This window comes from Paenarthrobacter sp. NPDC089307, assembly GCF_040685055.1.
Classification (GTDB): domain Bacteria; phylum Actinomycetota; class Actinomycetes; order Actinomycetales; family Micrococcaceae; genus Arthrobacter.
Genome location: NZ_JBFBHE010000006.1, coordinates 140,170 through 160,080, shown reverse-complemented (window position 1 = coordinate 160,080; position 19,911 = coordinate 140,170). Strand labels below are relative to the sequence as shown.

General features: G+C 64.3%; 16 protein-coding genes and 1 pseudogene. 10 read left to right on the top strand and 7 right to left on the bottom strand.

Features of this window, described 5'->3' with window-relative positions; genetic code table 11:
• A pseudogene (locus AB0N72_RS16115) lies at positions 1-776 on the top strand (cell wall anchor protein); the annotation flags it as partial.
• Positions 777-883: 107 nt separating this feature from the next.
• Entirely contained in the window at positions 884-2,101 is a 1,218-nt protein-coding gene (locus AB0N72_RS16110) for an MFS transporter (protein WP_363933055.1), read from the top strand.
• A 95-nt stretch (positions 2,102-2,196) separates the two neighbouring features.
• On the opposite strand, the gene AB0N72_RS16105 is transcribed toward AB0N72_RS16110, so the two are convergent.
• Positions 2,197-3,537, bottom strand: a complete 1,341-nt coding sequence (locus tag AB0N72_RS16105; RefSeq protein WP_363933056.1) for an acyltransferase — start codon at positions 3,535-3,537, stop codon at positions 2,197-2,199.
• A 114-nt stretch (positions 3,538-3,651) separates the two neighbouring features.
• On the bottom strand, positions 3,652-4,563 hold the full coding sequence (locus tag AB0N72_RS16100; RefSeq protein WP_363933058.1) for a phosphatase PAP2 family protein: 912 nt from the start codon (positions 4,561-4,563) through the stop codon (positions 3,652-3,654).
• A 154-nt stretch (positions 4,564-4,717) separates the two neighbouring features.
• Between AB0N72_RS16100 and AB0N72_RS16095 the strand changes: the two genes are divergently transcribed.
• The 4 genes from AB0N72_RS16095 to AB0N72_RS16080 are packed head-to-tail and all read left to right on the top strand — an operon-like array spanning position 4,718 to position 9,402.
• A complete protein-coding gene (locus tag AB0N72_RS16095; protein ID WP_363933059.1) occupies positions 4,718-6,136 on the top strand; it encodes a sugar ABC transporter substrate-binding protein in 1,419 nt (472 codons plus the stop codon).
• A complete protein-coding gene (locus tag AB0N72_RS16090; protein WP_363933062.1) occupies positions 6,133-7,098 on the top strand; it encodes a sugar ABC transporter permease in 966 nt (321 codons plus the stop codon). Before AB0N72_RS16095 ends, AB0N72_RS16090 begins: the two co-directional genes overlap by 4 nt.
• An 8-nt stretch (positions 7,099-7,106) precedes the next feature.
• On the top strand, positions 7,107-7,979 hold the full coding sequence (locus tag AB0N72_RS16085; RefSeq protein WP_363933063.1) for a carbohydrate ABC transporter permease: 873 nt from the start codon (positions 7,107-7,109) through the stop codon (positions 7,977-7,979).
• A gap of 25 nt (positions 7,980-8,004) precedes the next feature.
• Positions 8,005-9,402, top strand: a complete 1,398-nt coding sequence (locus AB0N72_RS16080; RefSeq protein ID WP_363933065.1) for a glycoside hydrolase family 32 protein — start codon at positions 8,005-8,007, stop codon at positions 9,400-9,402.
• Positions 9,403-9,454: 52 nt separating this feature from the next.
• Here the strand turns inward: AB0N72_RS16080 and AB0N72_RS16075 are convergent, their stop codons facing one another.
• Together AB0N72_RS16075 and AB0N72_RS16070 are read right to left on the bottom strand one after the other, a co-directional pair.
• Entirely contained in the window at positions 9,455-10,507 is a 1,053-nt protein-coding gene (locus AB0N72_RS16075; protein WP_363933067.1) for a LacI family DNA-binding transcriptional regulator, read from the bottom strand.
• Positions 10,508-10,570: 63 nt separating this feature from the next.
• Positions 10,571-11,188 carry a DUF2510 domain-containing protein gene (locus AB0N72_RS16070; protein WP_363933070.1) on the bottom strand — a complete coding sequence of 206 codons (618 nt, stop codon included), beginning with the start codon at positions 11,186-11,188 and terminating at the stop codon, positions 10,571-10,573.
• 116 nt (positions 11,189-11,304) lie between these two features.
• Between AB0N72_RS16070 and AB0N72_RS16065 the strand changes: the two genes are divergently transcribed.
• The 4 genes from AB0N72_RS16065 (at position 11,305) to menD (ending at position 17,141) form a co-directional block, all read left to right on the top strand.
• Complete coding sequence (locus tag AB0N72_RS16065; RefSeq protein ID WP_363933071.1) at positions 11,305-11,892, top strand: hypothetical protein; 588 nt, start codon at positions 11,305-11,307, stop codon at positions 11,890-11,892.
• 60 nt (positions 11,893-11,952) lie between these two features.
• The gene (locus tag AB0N72_RS16060; RefSeq protein ID WP_363933073.1) at positions 11,953-12,972 is read left to right on the top strand and encodes an o-succinylbenzoate synthase; all 1,020 of its coding nucleotides are present in this window, start codon (positions 11,953-11,955) and stop codon (positions 12,970-12,972) included.
• A gap of 75 nt (positions 12,973-13,047) precedes the next feature.
• Entirely contained in the window at positions 13,048-15,138 is a 2,091-nt protein-coding gene (locus tag AB0N72_RS16055) for a PhoX family phosphatase (protein ID WP_363933075.1), read from the top strand.
• Between the two features lie 302 nt (positions 15,139-15,440).
• Entirely contained in the window at positions 15,441-17,141 is a 1,701-nt protein-coding gene (menD, locus tag AB0N72_RS16050) for a 2-succinyl-5-enolpyruvyl-6-hydroxy-3-cyclohexene-1-carboxylic-acid synthase (protein ID WP_363933077.1), read from the top strand.
• Between the two features lie 274 nt (positions 17,142-17,415).
• Here the strand turns inward: menD and AB0N72_RS16045 are convergent, their stop codons facing one another.
• The 3 genes from AB0N72_RS16045 to AB0N72_RS16035 form a co-directional block, all read right to left on the bottom strand.
• A complete protein-coding gene (locus tag AB0N72_RS16045) occupies positions 17,416-18,210 on the bottom strand; it encodes an amino acid ABC transporter ATP-binding protein (RefSeq protein WP_363933079.1) in 795 nt (264 codons plus the stop codon).
• Positions 18,211-18,221: 11 nt separating this feature from the next.
• The gene (locus AB0N72_RS16040; protein ID WP_018776841.1) at positions 18,222-19,013 is read right to left on the bottom strand and encodes an amino acid ABC transporter permease; all 792 of its coding nucleotides are present in this window, start codon (positions 19,011-19,013) and stop codon (positions 18,222-18,224) included.
• 94 nt (positions 19,014-19,107) lie between these two features.
• A complete protein-coding gene (locus AB0N72_RS16035) occupies positions 19,108-19,905 on the bottom strand; it encodes an ABC transporter substrate-binding protein (protein WP_363933082.1) in 798 nt (265 codons plus the stop codon).
• Positions 19,906-19,911: the final 6 nt, after the last annotated feature.

The window sequence follows — 19,911 nt, the reverse complement described above, 5'->3', positions numbered from 1 at the left end:
CCGGTGGTACGGCTCCTGCTGCTTCGGGTGGTTCGACTTCCGGCGCTGGCGGTATTGGTTCGGGTACGCAGGTTGTGGCTCCGATTTCGGTTCCGGTTGGCCTGGGTTCCACCTCGGCTGGTGTGCTGGGCGATTCGTCAGCTAACAACACCGGAACAACCGGCGGCACGACCGGCACGGGCACCACGCCCGGTGCCAGCACGTCCGGCAACGACGGACTCCTCGCAGGGACTCAGTTGATCATCCCGATCACCGCTCCCGTCACGGTTGGGTCAACTTCAGTGGGCATTGGTGGCGGTTCAGCCGGTGGCGTGACGCCTCCGGTTGTCACTCCTCCGGTTGTCACGCCTCCCGTTGTCACGCCTCCCGTTGTCACTCCTCCGGTTGTTATCCCTCCCGTTGTAACCCCGCCGACCGAGACCCCGATTACGGGAAGCCCTTCGACCGGTGGCGAGCCTGGCGCCGATAACCCTGTCGGCGGCGCAGTGACCGGTGGCGATACGACAGGTGGCGCTACGACTGGTGGCGCGACGGCAGGCAGTGCTGCAAACGGAAGCCTCGTCGGCGGAAGCATCCAGACTGCCGGCAGCGTCCACACCCTGGTTGCTGCTAAAGGTTCGGTGACCGCAGCGGCCCCCGCCGCCGTCGGAAGCGCCAACACCCTGGCTGCCACGGGCCTGGACAGCAGCTTCGCACTCTGGGCCGGAGCGATGCTCGTGATGGGCCTGGTCCTGACGGCTCTTGGCCGCCGGAAGGCAGCAGCCAGCCGCGGCTAAGGTCCCAGTGACATTTCCGCTTCGCATGTAGTTGTTGCGGCTCCGGTCTTCGGAGCCGCAACAACTGCGGTCACGGAGCCCCTTCTCCGGGTCCTAGGATGAAGGGGATGACCACCACCCAAGCAGACACGAACTTCAGCCTCCGCAGCGTTGCACTTCCGGCTTTCGGGCCTGCCCTGCTGTTCTGTATCGGCGAGGGTGCGGTTCTGCCGGTCATTGCGCTCTCCGCCCGGGAGCTTGGGGCTTCGGTGGCGGTCTCGGCGTTGATCGTGACGCTGATTGGGCTGGGCTCGTGGATCTTCAATATTCCGGCTTCGATCATCACCGAGAAGTTTGGTGAACGATGGTCGATCGTCGGCGCAGGAGCCTTGGGCGCCATGGCACTTGGGGCCGCGGCGTTTGCTCCGCAGCTTGAGCACGGTCTCTGGTTGCTGGCGGCTTCCATGACGTTGGTGGGTATGTCCGCCAGCGTCTTCAACCTTGCCCGGCAGAAGTTCCTCACAGAAGCTGTACCGGTCATCTTCCGTGCGCGTGCGCTGTCCACATTGGGCGGTGTCACTCGAATCGGCATCTTCATCGGCCCGTTCATTGGTGCAGGCGTGATGCAGTTCGCGGGTATCAGTGGGGCCTACTGGGTGGGTTTTGCGGGGATGATGGCCGCCGCTGCTTTGTCGCTCACCATCCCGGATCTGGTTGCCCCCGATACGTCCGACGGCGGCACGCGCCCTCCGGCGTCGACGCTGCGGAGCGTTGCGGCTTCCCATGCGGGAGTGTTCCTGAGCGTCGGTTTCGGAATCCTGCTGCTGAGTGCCCTGCGTGCTTCCCGACAGGTGGTCATCCCGCTGTGGGCCGACCACCTGGGCCTGGACGCCACCCACGCGTCCCTGCTTTTCGGCCTGTCCGGAGCCATCGACATGCTGGTGTTCTACCCCGCCGGGAAGCTCATGGACAGGAAGGGCCGGCAATGGGTGGCCATACCGTCTACGGTGATCATGGGAACCGCCCTGATACTGATCCCGTTCACCGCCGGCTTCGTTCCGCTGCTCCTGGTTGCGTTGCTGATTGGTTTCGGCAACGGCATCAGTTCAGGGCTGATCATGACGCTCGGCGCTGACTTCTCGCCGGACAACGGGAGGAGCCACTTCCTGGGAATCTGGCGCTTCATCGCCGACTCGGGCGCTACCGGGGGACCCGTGCTGCTCTCCGGCCTCACTGCCGCAGTTTCGCTCTCCGCCGGTATCTGGGCCACCGGCATACTGGGCTTCGCCGCAGCGGTGGTGTTCGCCGTCGCAATTCCGCGGCTGAAACACCGGCGCAACTACTGACCCCGGCGCGTGGCTTCCTGACCCGCTTTCAAGCCGCAGCAGCCACAAATCACCCCCATCAGGTTGTTTTGTGGCTGTGTGGCGTGAGAAAGAGGTCAGGAAGCCACACGGTTTAGGGGAACGGGGCGCTTCCAAACGCGGTCCGGGACTTTGCCGGTAGCCAAGGCCACGGCAATCACCAGAAGCAGCAGCCCCCACGTGGCGTTGGTGGCGCTCAGGGCCGTCCGCATCACCACAAACGGAGGAATGATGGCCAGTACCGTCGCGGTGACGATCCGCCACATTGCCGGCCGCGACGCGCCAGGGACAAGCGCAGTGCCGGCAAGTTCCAGCCGCACCAGCGGCACGGACACCAGCAGCACCAAGGCCCACGCTGCCACGTAGAAGAGGGGCCGGCTGAGCCACCATTCAGTACTCGCAGGCTCAGGGAACGGCAACCGCAGGAGCAACGCGATCCCGAACATGGCGATGATCAATGGCAGGTGCCAGAGGTAGATGGTCATGGCCCGGCTGCCCACAACGAACATCACCTTCTGGACCCAGCCGACATGCACCAACCGCTGCAGCACCGGATAAGCGGCCTTGACCAGCAGGACATGAGCCAGCCCCACAAGGATCAACGGGAACATGGGCGGGTTCTGGTTGCTCAGCATGTCCACGGGGTACAGGCCCGGGTGCGTCAACAGAACCAGGGCCGCGTAGCAACCCGCCGCAGCGAGAACCAGCTGCCAACGCGCAAACCGGTCGAAGAACCCATCCGCATAAAAGAACCCCAGCTGCTGCAACAGCCCCCACACGAACACCATGTTCAGCAGCCCGATCGGGTTGGAGTCGAAGCCCCAAGGATTGTGCTCCAAGCCCAGGCGAAAGACATCCACGACGACGGCGCCCGCGGCCAACGCTGCGACGGTCCGGTAGGGCGCGGCCTCGTGGAGTTTCGCCATGGTGGGCACCATCGCCTGGCAGATCAGGTAGGCGGCCAGGAACCACAATTGAACCCCCGCGCCCGCAGCGATAACCGCAAGCAGATCACCCGGGACGCCGGCCGCCGTCGCACTCCACAGCGCAACGGTCAGGAACGCATACAAGGCAACCGTAGGACGAACCAGCCGCAGCACCCGGTTCCTCATGTAGTCGCCGGCGTCGCCTCCTCTGCGGCGCAGGCTGCGCCACGAGGTCAAGGAAGCGAAGCCGCCCACCACGAAGAAGAGCGGCATGACCTGGCCGAACCATGTGCCTTGGGCAAACCAGCTCAGTGACGTCAACGGATTGCCAACGGCTATGCCGGATTCGCCAGCACTGATGCCCATCATGAGCAGGTGCACGGCCACAACGGCGAACATGCATGCGACCCGGATGAAGTCGACCACAAGGTCGCGGTAGGCCGGGACGGTTTCGGTTGTCCTTGGCTGGCCTGGCGTGAGTGTGGAAGACATGACGGCTCCTGGGATCCCTACGGTTATTCCAACGAATGGATTAATCGTAAGGCAAGAGAGCCGCTGATGCCATGGGGAGTTCTGTCGGGCTGCGCCGCCGTCGGGTGCGGAGCGTCAGCCCTTCCGGGCCGCCAGTCCGAACAGCCAGGTGCCACCGAGGGCTGAAAGGTATCCGGCGATGGTTATGAAGGCCGCGCCTGCCCAGAAGTAGTCCACCGTGCTGTCGGCGCTGAGCCCGGGCATCACCTGGAGCAATGAGTATGCGGCCACGATCACGGCGGCCAAGAGTGCTGCAGCCGTGAGCCAGACCCAGATCCTGGATGATGCCCAGTGTTCGCCGTAGCCCTTCCATACGTTCCAGCTGCTGCCCGAGCGAAGGACCAGCCAGCCGGCTGGGAGCATCACTGCGGCCACTACCAGGAAGGCGGCGATGACGTCGGCGGGGCGGTGCCACTGGTTGATGAGGGTTGACACGCCGGTTGCCACGGCGAACGTGCTCCCCAGGAAGCCGGCCAGCGGGCGCCAGCGCGGGGAGACCATGAGGAAGACCGCTGCTGCGGCGGAGGCGGCCAAGGTTGTGTGCCCGGAGGGGAGTGAGTTCAGTTCCAGTGTTTGCACGCCACGGTCCGGGCGGTCCGGGATGAAGAACTTGAGGACTTGGGTGGCCATGTTTGCCGCGACGCAGGCGGCTACCGCGATTCCGGCAGCCCTCCAGCGGCGCCGCGCAACGGTCACGAAGAGCACCATGACGGTGGCTATCGCGAGCGAGAGCATGGGGAGCATGTCCAGGAATTCGGTGGAGGCGCGTCCTGCGGTGCCGCTTAGCTCGGTGGCTTCCACCAGTGCTGACTCGTCAATGAACTGCCCAGGGGTGGTGCGCACGAAGAAGTAGTACGTAGCCGCGATGCCCACGATGCTGGCAATGGTGGCCAGGCAAAAGAGGAAGCCTGTGCCGGTGCCTGCGGCGCGTGCTGGAAGCGGCCGTTTGCTCGACCTCCCGCTGGTGCGGAATTGCTGGGAACTCATTCTGACTAGACTGCCACAATTCGCTGGACGCTCCGTGTGAACTCTCCGGCTGTGTGGCGGCCTCGGTGAGCAGCAAGCAACATTCCTGTGACACTTGACACGTGTTAGGCGGCACGCCTAGGCTACCTAACACGTGTTAGGAAAGGGAATCTACATGTCGGGAACCAATGGCGCTTTGCGAGAATTCACACGTAGAAGTGCCCTCACAGCCCTCGGCGCCGGAATAGTTGGAGTCACTGCGGCGTCGTGGCCGCGCTTGACCGGGGCAGATATTCCAGGCCGGGGAGACAGCAGCCTCAGCATCGCCATCATGGGCACCGCCGCAGACGCCGCAGCCCGCCAGAAGGTCATCGACGCCTTCGCCAAAGTCCACCCCGAGATCAAGGTCAAGGTCCAGGCCATCCAGGCCGTGGACTGGAAGGACTTCTTCACCAAGATCCTCACCATGGTCGCAGCCGGAACTCCGCCGGATGTGGTTTACGTGGCCACCGAAGGTGCGCAGCTCTTCGCCGAGAAACTCGCCCACCCGCTGGATGAATACCTGCGCCGCGACGCCGACCATATGAAGGAGTACTTCCAGGACGTCCACCCCAGCCTGGTGGAAGCGTTCATGTACAAAGGCAGCCTGTTCCAGCTCCCCATCGACTGGAACGCCGCCAACATGTACTACAACACCACGGCGCTCCGCCAGGCCGGCCTTGAACGGCCCGCCGACAACTGGACACACACAGATTTCAGGGCCACCCTGGCGGCCATGAAGAAGTCCAACCCCAAGGACTTCACGCCGTACTACTGGACCAACCGCCTCTTCGGTGGAGTGGTCCCGTGGCTCTACGCCAACGACACCAGCTTCCTGAAGGAAACCAAGTCCCCGGGTGGCGAGTGGCTCTGGGACGGCTTCTACGCCAACGACCCCTCACGCGGGCTCCGCTCCGGCGGCTACCAGTGGCTCGAACCCAACGCCGATGATCCCAGGGTCTTTGAGTCCTTCGACTACCTCCGCGGACTGGTCAAGGACGGACTCGGTGTCCGCCCCGAGGAAGGCGGCGGCAGCGCACTGATCGGTCTTTTCGCTTCCAACAGGATAGGTACGACGCCGGCAGGCGGCTATTGGGTGCAAGGCCTCCATGAAGCGGGGATGACCGAGGACGGCTTCGACGTCCAGTTCTTCCCCAAGTGGCGATCGCAGCGGCACCAGTTCGGCACAGCCGGCTACGCGATCATGAAGACGGCCAAGGATAAGGACGCAGCCTGGGAATGGGTGAAATTCAGCTCCAGCCTTGAGGCGATGCGGATTGTGTTCCCAACACCGAACACCACCCCTGCCCGGAGGTCCATGGTCAACGAGCAGCTTTACGCCGGGACCGGTCCCCGGAACTGGAAGGTTTTCTACGACACCCTGGACAGGTTCCCCACCACAGGTCCCATTCCAGCGCCACCCCAGCAGGCCGCCGTCGAGACCGCCCTCATGAAAAACGTAAGCCTGGCTGTCAGCGGCGACGAGCGCCAACTCAAGGACGCGCTCAATTCCATGCAGCGCGATCTTGAACTGGCCCTGAGGAGGCAGCCATGAGCACCGCAACAAGTACGCCAACCGGGACAGGAAGCGAACCGGGCCGCAGGCAAGCCGTCCACAAGACAGTCCAGGGATCCAAGCGTGGCCGTGTCCAGCAACGCTGGCTGCCGTGGGCCTTCCTGGCGCCCACGATTGCGGGCATGGGCATCTTCACGCTCCTGCCGATCGTGGCCTCAATCGCGCTCGCTTTCTTCCGCTGGGACATCATCTCGGCGCCGACGTTCGTGGGTTTCGACAACTTTGCCGAGGTAGTGCAGGACCCGACGGTGAGGGTCTCGTTCCTGAACACCATCGTTTTCGTGGTGGTGGCTGTGGCGCTTCAGCTCGGGCTGGCACTGGCCTTGGCGATCATGGTGCAGGAGAAGCTCCCCGCCTGGCTTCGGGTGTTCTTCCGCTCGGCATTCTTCTTCCCGCTGATCCTGTCGGCGGCTTCGGTATCGATCTTCATGCGCTACCTGTTCAACGAGCAATTCGGGGTCGTGAACTGGTTGCTGTCCATTGTTGGCATCCCTGCGGTTCCGTGGCTGACGACGCCAGGCGGGTCTGCCGCCGTCGTGATCCTTGTGTACGTGTGGCAGAACTTCGGTTTCTCGTTCCTGCTGTTCATCGGTGGGCTGGCGTCCATTCCGGTGGAAACCTACGAAGCCGCGTCCATCGATGGTGCCACCGGTTGGCGCAAGCACTGGTTCGTCACCCTGCCGCTGCTGAGCCCCACCACCTTGGTGGCCTCGGTCATGGCGATCATCAACGCGCTCCAAGTGTTCGACCAGCCCTATGTCCTCACCCGCGGCGGTCCCGGCGACTCAACGCGCACAGCGGTGATGGTGATCTTTGAGTCCGCCTTCCAACGGCTCGAGTTCGGCCAGGCCTCGGCGATCGGCGTGATCCTGACGCTCATCATCATGGCCATCACCGCAGCGCAATTCCGGCTCAGCAAACGATTCGTCTTCTACCAGTAAGGCCCGCCATGACCACCATTCAAGAACGCGTCACCACCACGGAGCCTTTAGTCACGCGGAAAAAGCGCGACTGGTCAGTGGCCGTCCGCGTCATCGTCTTGCTGATCGCCTCCGTCTTTATCCTTGGCCCCGTGCTGTGGACGCTGTCCACCTCGCTGCGTCCGCCGTCGGAATCCTTCCAGCTGCCTCCCGCCTTCCTGCCGCTGAACCCGGACCTGACCTCCTACGAACAAGTGTTCAAGCAACTCAACATTGTCCTGCTGGTGGTGAACAGCGCCTTGGTGACCGGCCTGATTGCGGTGGGCCAGATGATCACCGCGGCTTTGGCCGGCTACGCGTTCGCGCACCTTAAGTTCCGGGGCCGTGGCGCGCTGTTCTCCATCGTGCTGGCCACCATGATGGTGCCGGCGCAGGTGACAATCGTGCCCGTCTTCATGCTGATCCGCGGCGTCGGTCTGTCCGACACACTGCTCGCGCTGATCATTCCGGCCATCCCGACGGCGTTCGGCACCTTCCTGATGCGCCAGTACTTCATGGGATTGCCAGGTGAGCTCGCTGAAGCGGCTGCGATCGACGGCGCCTCGCCGTGGCGCACGTTCCGTTCGGTTTACGCACCGCTGGCCATGCCGGGCCTGGCGATCGTGGGCATCCTGGCGTTCAACTTCCACTGGAACGAGTTCTTCCGGCCACTCATCATGACCATCTCCGAGCAGAACTTCACGCTTCCGCTGGGGTTGGTCTCTCTCCAAGGCAACCTGGGCACCGGAAGCATCTCCGTGGTGCTGGCCGGTGTTGTCCTCTCCATGATTCCCGCGCTGGTGGTGTTCATGTTCGGGCAGCGTGCGCTGCAGGACGGGCTCACCGCAGGCACGGGCAAATAGATTGTTCTCTTCAGAAAGGGCTCCGATGACGGACCTCGCACCTTTTTCTTCCCTGGCTGCCGCCGCAACGCACCCGGATCCGGCGTTCCCACGCTTCCACCCGCGACCGGCACAAGGCTGGATCAACGATCCCAACGGGGTCAGCTACATCAACGGCCGGTACCACGTCTTCTTCCAATACAACCCCCACTCGGCCCGGCACACCCTGATCCACTGGGGACACCTCAGCTCCGCGGATCTGGTGCACTGGGAAGAACACCCTGTCGCGCTCTCGCCCCAGGAAGGCGGGCCCGACTCCGCAGGGTGCTGGACAGGTGTTGTCACCTCGGACGACGGCGTGCCAACTGCGGCCTACTCCGGTATCCAGGATTATGACGGGCACTCGCAGGTAGTCATCGCACGCGGTTCTTCGGACTTGGTGTCCTGGGAGCAGGACGGGCATGTTGCGGCTTCGATGCCCGCGGATCCGTTGGTCACCGCTGTACGCGACCCCTTCATCTTCCGCTTCAACGGTGCCCGCTACGCCATGCAAGGGGCCGGCTTGGCCGATGGACGCGCTGCATTGCTGTTGTACACAGTGGACTCCCTGGACGACTGGAAGTACCAGGGGATCTGGCTGACCACGGCCGATCCCGTGGCTGCCCTCCACACGCCGGCCGAGATCTGGGAATGCCCGCAGCTGGTGCAGGTGTCCTCGGGCGAATGGGTCATGATGTTCTCGCTCTGGCTTTCAGGGGACGACCACGAGCACGCCAATGGTGTGGGGCACCTGATCGGATCCCTCACCGCGGATCCCGAGACCGGGCTGCCCGTTTTTGTGCCGGAAGGTGGCGGCAAATCCGATCTCGGGCGGGACTTCTACGCGCCGCAGATTGCCCAGCTTTCCTATGGTTCCGCTGACTCCGCGCCTGCGGCGCTCCTTTGGGGATGGGCCAACGAAGGGCCCGGACGAGACGGCCGGCGGGGCAGGACCCAGGAAGAAATTGACGACGCCGGATGGTCGGGTGTGCTGACGCATCCCCGCGTCTTGTCCGTGGTTGACGGGGCGCTCGCCGTTTCGCCGGCACCTGAGGTTTCGGCGTACCGGGGTGCTTCAGTTGCTGCCGGTGCTGCCGGTTCCGTGGTGGTTCCTGCGTTTGCCGAAGTGCTGGTGCGGGGCGCTGGCTCGGGTGACGAGTCGGTTGTCTCTTCGGCCGTGGAGCTGACGCTTGGCAGCGGGTCCGGGGCACAGCTGGTGTACTCGGGTTCTTTGGCCGCAGGGGAGGAGCTCCGGATCTTCATCGATGCATCCCTCGTGGAGGTCTACCGTCCCGGCTCCGTAGCCACCACGCTCCGGGCCTACCCCGCTCCGGACGAGGAATGGCAGCTTACTTTGCCCGCCGGCGCGACTGCCGACGTCTGGGAGTTGACGCTCCCCGCATAGGCGGCAGGCCGGCGTCGTACGCTTTGCTGCGTCGCGGGGCTCCGCTGCGTGCTCAGCGGGCAGGTGCCGGACCCGTGGATTCGCGCACTACAAGGCGGCAGGGGACCATCGTTTCGGCGGTGGTCCCCTCCGGCTTTCCGGGTACGCCCTCGAGGGTGTCCAGTAGCGTGCTCATGGCGGCGCGGCCTATCTCCCGCAGTGGCAGTGCCATGGTGGTGAGGGCAGGGACCATGGTGTCCGCGATGCGGGTTTCGTCGTCGTAGCCCATGATGGACACGTCCTGCGGGACCCGAAGCCCCAAGCGGGCAGCGGCCAAGGCGACGCCGACCGCCAAACGGTCATTGGCGCACATGATCGCCGTCGGCCGCTCAGCCGGGGACACGCCGTCGAGCAGTTTCATGGCGCCGCGGTAGCCGGCGTCGATGTCCCATCCCGCCATGAAGATCCGCTCGTCCCGCACCGGAACTCCGGCCAATGCGTGCGCGTTCCTGTAGCCCTGGACGCGCAAAGGTGCTGCGGGGGAATCCTCGGAACCTGCCAGCAACGCAATGTCCCGGTGGCCCCACTGCAAAAGATGCTCGGTTGCCTCCCGGCCGCCGGTCACCTCATCCGGAATGACGTGGTGGAGCTGCGGCTGCGGTTTTTCGTCGTAGCAGTTGGCCAGCACGGACGGGACGCGGAGCATTCCCTGCGGGATCTCGATCGGCTTCAGGCCGACGGTGACGTACATGAGTCCGTCCACCTGCCGGTCCAGGAGGGTCTCGATCGCGCTCGCGTCCCGGGCAGTATCCCGCTCAGTGTCCATGACGACGGTGACGAAGCCACGGCTGCGGGCGATGTCGTCGGCACCGCCAATGATGTTGCCGTCAAACGGGCTCACCACCACTTCATCGGACAGGATTCCGATGACCCTGGAACGCTGGTTCCGCAGGCTGAGGGCAATGGCGTTGGGGGAGTAGTTCAGCTCCTTGGCCGCTTGCCGGATACGGTCCTGGCTCTCTTTGGCCACGTTCCCGTCGCCCCGCCCGTTAAGGACCAGCGAGACCGCGCTCCTGGAAACCCCCGCCCTTTTGGCGACGTCCAGTGCGGTGGCCTTGCGGTTCATGGACTTCCTCTCCTGCCGATTTGTCAGCAGTCTACCTAACGCGTGTGAGGGCGCTCCTTGCGACTAGGTTGCGACCGAATAACCAAGCTGGCTGTACATGGACTGCGTCATGTTGGATGCCCAGATGCCAGCGGCGACCATGCTGATGACAAACACCGCGATGGTGATCCAGACCGGCAACAGGCCGCGTTTAGGGGCAACCTTGTTCACGATCACCGAGCGGCCAATCACGTAGACAGGGGCATTGAGGAAGGCCCAGGCCCAGTGGAAAGGACGTTCGACGCCGGACTTCAGAAGGCGCTGACGGTCCAGATACGCGAAGAACACCGAGAGGCCATAGCTGATAAAGCTTGACCCCAGGAGCAGGAAATAGGAGGGCGTGTAGAAGGAGAACGGATCAACAGTGGTGACACCCTGGCGCGTGGTGATCATCCGGAACTCCGGCTGCCAGGTCAGCATGAAAAGGATCGAGACCAGCGGGAGCAACGTGATGACCCAAATGAAGGGGTTGTACACCGGCGTCTGCTCACTGATCCGGGGACGCGGCTGGGGGGCCATGGCTTGGTATTGCATGGTGCGGGGAGCCTGCTGGGCTGTCCACGACCTGCCGTCCCACCAACGGACGAAGCGCGGGTCCGATGGATCCGGGTACCAGCCGGGAGGTGTCGGTGAACCGGGCATTTGTTGAGTCATCTTTCCCCCACATTGTGTTGTAGCTTCGAGAATATCGCGGTTGCTGACTGTTGATTGCCAGGTGGCTCTCCCCAGACGCGGTGTGGCGGTGTAAGCATGGAGGCATGAGCTTCTTCGACGACCTCCCCGAGCCATCGCCGTGGCAACGCCAACCGCAGCCGACCCGGCCGGAATGGTCCGGACCACCGTCGGAAGAACTGCCGGGCATCGTCCCTGTTGGCGACTTTGTGCTGCGTGGCCCTCACGCCGTGCTGGCACTGAAGCTGGTGGAGGTCTTCTCCACAGGATGCCTGCTGGACCTGGTGTGGTCGGTGCGACGCTCAGCCGAATCAGGCCAGGAGTGGCGGGACGTCATGGAGCGGACGTTCCAGCGTCCGGGACTGCCGGGAATCATGATGGGGGCAGCGCTCCCCGGTGGGGCCAAGGCTTTCGCGGCCGATCCTTCCATGGTTGAGGGTTCCGAAGCCGTTGCCGGGCCGGTTCTTGTGTACCGGGGCGGCGGTGGCGGGAGCGCTGGAGGCGAACACGTGGAGGGCTCCGCCCAGTTCTGGCTGTGGCCGCTGCCTGTGGAAGGGGACCTGCAACTCGTTGCAAAGTGGGACGATTTCGGGCTTGGCGAAGCCAGCTTGGTTGTGCCGGGTGACGCCTTGGCACGTGCGCGGGACGACGTGCGCCGATACTGGTCCGAGTAGTTTTCCACATAGCCCACTTGCCTTGGCAGCGGCGTGAAATGCCGCCGGTACAGTGGCCATATGCCTGTTCGCCTTCCTGACCTACAAGAACTTCTCGACTCCGCCTACGTCGTTTCACTGCCCATGCGCGTGAAGTTCCGGGGCATCATGGAACGCGAGACCCTCCTCCTGCGGGGGCCGGTGGGCTGGGGAGAATTCTGTCCCTTCCCGGAATACGACGACGACGAATCCTCCCGCTGGCTCGCGGCCGCCTTGGAAGCGGGGTGGCTGGGGTTTCCGGAACCCCTGCGGGACAGGATTCCAGTCAATGCCACCGTTCCCGCAGTCCCGGCAGGCCGCGTCCCTGAAGTACTGTCCCGATTTGGGCGCGTGGATGCAGTCAAGATCAAAGTCGCGGAAAAAGGACAGCAACTCTCCGACGACCTCGCACGAGTAGCTGCCGTCCGCGAAGCCCTTCCTGATGCCGCCATCCGGGTGGATGCCAACGGGGGCTGGGATGTTGGCCAAGCCGTTGAGGCGCTCGGGGCACTGGCATCACAGGGGCTTGAGTACGCTGAACAACCTGTGCCCACCATCGAAGGGCTGGCGGAAGTACGGAAACGGCTGGCCGCCGCCGGTACCCCTGTCCTCATCGCTGCGGATGAGAGCGTACGGAAGGAAGATGATCCCCTGCGCGTCGCGAAAGCCGGGGCGGCCGATCTCATCGTGGTCAAGGTTGCACCCCTCGGGGGAGTGCGGCGCGCCCTGGACATCGTCGAGCAAGCCGGGCTGCCCGCCGTCGTCAGTTCAGCACTGGACACCTCGGTGGGCATCCGCGGAGGATTGGCGCTCGCGGCGGCCCTTCCCGCGCTGCCTTTTGCCTGCGGGCTGGGCACCGTTTCGCTCTTCGCCTCGGACATCACGCTGGACCCGCTGGTGGCAGACGACGGCGCCATCCGCTTACGTGATACCCACGCCGATTCCGGGCTGCTGGAGCAGTACGCGGCTTCGGGGGAGCGCCGGGATTGGTGGTTGGACCGCCTGCGGCGCGTCCACTCCGTCCTGGCCAAGAACCAGCACCAGTTGTTCACCGGGCCTTAACCAGAGCGACCTCTCAGCTTCGGATTCCGCTGAAAGGCTCAGCGGGAACCTCGTACACACTCTGGAAGGTCCCCCATGTCTGAAACCACCGGACGATCGTTTCCGCTGCTCCCCATGTTTGGGCACACCAAAGGCAAGCGCAGCGCTGTAACCTGCGCCCTCAAGTGTGACAACGCGTGCGCCGGCGATGTCTGCAACACCAGCGCCAACGGCTACTTCCGCGACATCGCCTCCACGGCCATGTCCCGCCGTGCAGCGCTGGGCCTGGGCGCAGCGGGTGCGCTCGCCGTCGTTCTTGGAGGTGCCGTATCCGGTGCCGATACTGCGGTCGCCGACTCCGGCAATGGCCTGTCCGACGCCGCGAAGAAGGGCTTCGACAAGTCCAAGCTGAAGTTCACTGCCATCAAGCCCGTTGACGCCGCCGTCGACGACTTTACGGTTCCGGAGGGCTTCGGCTGGAACCCCATCATCCGCTGGGGCGACCCACTGTTCGCCGACTCGCCGGCCTTCGACATCACCAAGCAGACCGCTGCCGCCCAGGCCCGCCAGTTCGGCTACAACAACGACTACACGGACATCCTGCCGATCCCCGACTCCAAGGATCGTCGCGCCGTGCTCTTCACCAACCACGAGTACACCAACGAGAACATCATGCTCCCGGTTGGTTTCGACGCTGCCGAAGCCCGTGCCATCGGCCGGGCCGCCCACGGACTGGCAGTGGTGGAGCTGGAGCGCAAGAACAAGAACAAGCCGTGGAGCTATGTCCAGGGCGCTGCCCTGAACCGGCGCTTCCTCACGGACACTGTGTACGAACTGACGGGTCCCGCGGCCGGCACCAACCTGGTCAAGACCATCGACGACCCCGCCGGCCGCTGGATCAAGGGCACCCTGGGCAACTGCTCGGGCGGCACCACCCCTTGGGGCACCATCCTCTCCGGCGAGGAAAACTTCAACGGCTACTTCGCAGCCCCCGGAACCAGCGACTCCGACAAGCGCTATGGCCTTTCCTCCAAGCCCACCACCCGGCAGTGGGAACTCGACGAGCCTCGTTTCGACACCCGCAATTCCGGATACGCCAACGAAAGCAACCGCTTTGGCTGGATCGTGGAAGTTGATCCGTTCGATCCCACGTCCACCCCCAGGAAGCACTCAGCCATGGGCCGGTTCAAGCACGAGGGCGCCAACGTCATTCTCGCCCCCGACGGCCGCGTTGTGGCGTACATGGGTGACGACGAGCGCTTCGATTACCTCTACAAATTCGTCTCCAAGGGCAAGTACCAGCCGGGTGATTCGAAGGCAGCACGCAAGAACAACATGAGCCTGCTCTCCGAGGGCGACCTGTACGTTGCCCGCTTCACCGGTGACTCGCCTGCCGCCGAGATCGATGGCACCGGCAAGCTTCCGGCCGACGGCGCCTTTGATGGTTCGGGCGAATGGCTGCCGCTGGTTGTTGGCGGTGCTTCAGCCGTCCCGGGGATGTCGGTCGCTGAAGTCCTCGTTTACACACGCCTGGCCGCTGACAAGGTAGGCCCCACCAAGATGGACCGTTGCGAAGACGTCCAGCCCAGCTTGCTCACGGGCAAGATCTACGTGGCCTGCACCAACAACTCAGATCGCGGCAAGGCGGGCAAGGAGGGCGCCACGGAGGTCAACCCCCGCACGCTGAACCGTGACGGCCACATTGTCGAGATTACCGAGGCTCCGGGCCAAACGGGGACCAAGTTCAACTGGACCCTGTTGCTGGTTGCCGGCGATCCCGCCAAGAACGGCTCCACGTACTTCTCCGGGTTCCCGGCGGACAAGGTGTCGCCGATTTCCTGCCCGGACAACGTGGCGTTCGACTCCGTAGGCAACCTCTGGATCTCCACCGACGGGGCTCCGTCCACCATTGGCTACAACGACGGTCTGTTCAAGGTCACCCTTGAAGGTCCGGAGCGTGGCAAGGTGGAGCAGTTCCTGGCCGTTCCCCGCGATGCCGAGACCTGTGGTCCGATCGTCCACGATGAAGAGCGCACCGTCTTCGTGGCAGTCCAGCACCCGGGTGAGGAAGGCACGTTCGACGCGCCGCACTCCTACTTCCCGGACTACGTTCCTGCAGGTGCACCAGTGCCAGCCGGCGCGGTCCGGGCGCCCCGCCCCGCTATCGTGCAGGTCTTCCGCAAGTAGCTTCTGACGAACGGAAACGCTCCCTTGTCTCCTGGAGACGGGGGAGCGTTTCCGTGTCCTCAACCCTCCATCACGTCCCCGGTGCTTCCGCCTGACGCTCCATCACGTCCCGGGTGCTTGGGCTTGACGCTCCTTCACGTCCCGGGTGGTTGGGCCCGACGCTCCTTCACGTCCCGGGTGCTTGGGCCTGACGCTCCTTCACGTCTTGGGGTGATGGGGATGGGATGTGAGTGAGGGTTGGGGTGATGGGGGTGGGATGTGAATGAGCGTTGGGCGGCCTGACGCGCCAATAGACTGGAACGGTGACTTCCCAGGACTCTCTGACCTCCATCGGTGCCGCAAGGATCGCAGTGGCAACACTCCTCGACGGCGGCGTCCGGCATGCGGTGGTGTCTCCGGGATCGCGGTCGGCGCCCATGGCTTACGCCCTGGCGGAAGCGGAGGCTGCGGGCCGTATCCGGCTACACGTCCGGATTGACGAGCGGGACGCCGGGTTCACCGCCCTCGGCCTGGCGCTCTCCACCCAGGCCCCGACAGCAGTGGTAACAACCTCGGGCACGGCCGTGGGGAATCTGCTCCCGGCCGTGATGGAAGCCAACCATTCGGCCGTTCCGGTAGTTGTCATTTCCGCCGATCGCCCCGAAGAGCTCCACGGTACCGGGGCTAACCAGACCACCCTCCAACTGGACCTTTTCGGCGATCACGTGCGTTTCGCGGTCGACGTCGCGGCCGGAGACAATCCGCAGAAAGCTGTGGCAACGGCGCTTTACGCAGCCACCGGCGCCCTCGAAGACACCCCGCCTGGCCCCGTCCAAGTGAACCTCGCGTTCCGCGATCCGCTCACCCCCGCGGCTGGGGACGCCCTGCCGGATACGGACGGTCACGGCGTCTTCCATTACGACGCCGGCCCGCAGGCACTCACTCTTCCGGCAGCACCCAGCGAACTTCCCGAGCGACGCACCGTGGTCCTCGCAGGCCACGACGCCGGTCCCGTCGCCGAAGCTTTTGCCCGCGCGCATGGCCTGCCGTTGCTGGCGGAGCCGTCATCCAACGCGCGCTTCGGGCCCAACGCGATCGGCCCGTACAGGGTGCTGCTGGAGCATTTTGGCCCCGGCTCGGCGGCGCCGATTGAACGCGTCGTCCTGTTTGGGCGGGCTACCTTGTCCCGGCCCGTGGCCTCATTGCTGGCACGGGAGTCCGTTGATTCAGCGATCTACCAGCCCGTCCCGGTCGCGTGGTACGAGGCTGGACGACGCCGCGAAACTCCTGTTGAGAGCCTCCCCGAGCTGGCGGAATTCGCTGGCCGCGGCTCGGCGGAATGGCTTGATTCCTGGCTTCTCGCCGGAGCCGCCGCCCAGCACGGATTGGACGTCGTCCTGGCGGGGGAGGGCGCCGCGAACGGTCCTGCGGTAGGCGCGACAGTCTGGGAACATGCCCGCGGCCAACTGGTCCTGGGTTCCTCCAACGGCATCCGGGACGTCGACCTCGCCGGCCAACCCCATCACGAGCCGATCGCTACCGTCTACGCCAACCGCGGCCTCGCCGGCATCGACGGCACCATCGCCACGGCCACTGGAATTGCGCTGGGAAGTGGACGCGAAACCACGGTCCTCCTGGGCGATGTCACCTTCCTGCACGACGCCGGCGGGCTGCTCCTGGGCCACGGCGAGCCCGTGCCTGACCTCCGCATCGTGGTGCTCAACGACTCCGGGGGAGCCATCTTCAGTCTCCTCGAACATGGCGCCGTGGAAGACTCAGGCGCCTACGGCACCGCCGTCGAACGCCTCTTTGGCACCCCGCACTCAGTGGACATCGCGGCACTCGCGGCTGCGTACGGCGTCGCGTACCAATCGGTAAGTACGACGGCGGAGCTCGCCGGGGCGCTTAAGGCGCCGCTGAAAGGGCGCACCATCGTGGAAGTGCGTGTGGACCGGGCGGGCTTGCGGGCACTTCATGCCCGGATCAAGGAAGCCATCAACGCAGCCGTGGGCCACGGAAACTGACGCAGGCCAGGCAGACCGACGCGGGTCACGGAAATTTGGGTGTCGGTGGTCCGTTTTCCGGGCACTGGGGAGTTCGCGTGGCGTGCGGTGGGTTGAGCACGCTGGAACGGGCGCTTGAGGCAGCCGGGGTTCCCCGCCGCCGTCGTGCTTCTGCAGGCCATCCAAATTCGCACGTGAGCCAGAAACGGGAGGGCGACACCCAAATGTGAGTGTCGCCCTCCCGTTTCTGTGGCGCCAGCGGATATCCGCGGCGCCAGCAAGCCAAACGCTTTAGCTACGCTTCCTCGACGCCGATGTGCGTCGGGTCAAGGACGCGGCGCAGGAATTCCTTGGTGCGCGGCTGGGTGGGCGCGCTGATGACGTGCTCAGCCGGCCCTTCCTCCACCACAACGCCGGCATCCATGAAGACCACGCGGTCGGCCACTTCGCGGGCAAAGCCCATTTCGTGGGTGACCACCAGCATGGTCATGCCTTCCTGGGCGAGCTTGCGCATGACGGCAAGGACATCGCCCACGGTTTCGGGGTCAAGCGCTGAAGTGGGCTCATCGAAGAGCATGAGCTTGGGGTCCATGGACAAGGCGCGGGCGATGGCCACACGCTGCTGCTGACCGCCGGAGAGCTGGTCAGGGAAGCGGTCTGCCAGGTGTCCCAGGCCAACGCGCTCAAGGTTGTGGCGCGCAACGTCTGCGGCCTCGGACTTGGAGCGCTTGAGTACCTTCATCTGCGAAATGGTGCAGTTTTCCAGCACGCTCAGGTGCGGGAACAAGTTGAAGTGCTGGAAGACCATTCCCACGCTTTGGCGCATTTTGTTGAGGTCGACGTCGGGGTCGGTGGCTTCAAACGAACCTACGTTGATGGTGCCGGCATTGGGGTGTTCCAGCAGGTTGACGCAGCGCAGGAGGGTGGACTTGCCGGAACCGGAAGGCCCGATCAGGCACACAACCTGGCCAGGTTCCACGGTCAGTGAAATGCCCTTGAGGACCTCGTTGCTGCCATAGGACTTGCGCAGGTCCTTGATGTCGACGCCGGCGGCGCGAACGGTGGCCGTGCTCCCAGTGGAGTTATTCATGACTGTCCTGCCTATCGCTTGGTCCGCGCGGAGCGGCTTTCGAACTTCCTGGCAAGGAGGCTCAAGGGGATGGTGATGACCAAGTAGAAAGCGCCTGCCACCAGCAAGGGGGTGAGGCCTGCACCGAGGCTGGAGATGCCGTCGCGGCCGAACTTGGTGAGCTCGTACTGGGACGCTGTGAGGCCCAGGACGTAGATCAGCGAGGAGTCCTTGGTGAGGAGGATGATCTCGTTGGTCAGCGGGGGGAGGACAATCTTGAACGCCTGGGGAATGACAATGGAAACCATCGCCCGCCAGTGCGGCATGCCCAGCGAACGGGCTGCTTCCATCTGGCCCTTGGGGACGGCCTGGAGGCCGGCGCGAAGGGTTTCGGCGATGTAGGCCGAAGCCACCATGCCCAGCGAAACCATGACCACAATGTTGACGTCCCATTGCACACCGAAGGCCAGCGGGACACCGTAGCCGAAGGCGATGAAGACGAGCAGGGCAGGCACGCCGCGGAAGAACTCGATGTATCCGGTGGCGATCCAGCGGTACAGCGGGAACGAGGAGAGCTTCATGAGGGCAAGCAAAAGGCCGCCCGACAAGCCCACAACGAAGGCCAGAGCCGTGTAGATAAGGGTGTTCTTGAGGCCCACCAGGAAAATGTCCGGGAACATTGGCCCGATTTTGGCGAAGTTGAAGACGCTGGTGCCAATCGTCTTCCAGTCCACAGCAAGGATCACTGCGGCCAAGACCACAACAAATATGCCGGCCTGGACGTACAAACTGACTTTGGCTCGTTGACGTGCAGTCATTGCCATGGTGTTCTCACATTCATGTTGCGCAGCCGGGCCCCGAAACAACGTGTCGTTTCGGGGCCCGGCTGCGTGGATCTCGGGAGAGCCGGGGCTCGGACTACTTGGTGGCTTCGCCGAACCAGGTGGTCTGGAACTTCTTCAGGGAGCCGTCGTCCGTGAGGCGCTTCAGGGTGCCGTTCACGGCATCGGCCATGGCGGTGTTGCCCTTCTTGATGGCGATGCCCAGCTTCTCGCCCGTTGCGTAGTCTTCCACGCGCTTCAGGTTCGAGTCGTCCTTGATGGCGTAGCCCAGAACGGACTGGTTGCCGATCGCGGCGTCGATGGTGCCGGCCTTGAGTGCCTGGACCAGGAGGCCGGAGTCTTCGAACTGCTGTGCGTCGATGCCCTTGTCCTTGGCGTACTGGGCGCCGGTGGTTGCCTGCTGGACGCCCACCTTCTTGCCCTTGGCGCCATCGATGTTGCTGATGCCGGCGGACGAAGTGGCCACCAGGGTCAGGTCGTCATCCAGGTAAGGGTTGGAGAAGTCCATGACGCTCTTGCGGACATCGGTGATGGAGATCGAGGAGATGGAGACGTCGCAACCGGTCAGCGCGGTTCCGGTCTCGATGGCTTCGAAGGAGCTGTCCACCACGTTGAGGTCTGCCTTGACGTCCTTGGCGACCTCCGCAGCGATGTCCATGTCGAAGCCGACGATCTTGCCGTCCTTCTGGAATTCGAAGGGCTCGTAGGGGACATCCGAGCACACGGTCAGCTTGCCGGCATTGATGAGTTTCAAGCCCGAGCCATCAGAGGCAGCCGGAGTGGAGGAACCACCACAGGCGGTGAGGGCCATTGCGCCGGCAGCGAGCACGGCGGCAATCCTGGTGCCGGACAGAACCGAACGGGAGATCTGCATGTTGTT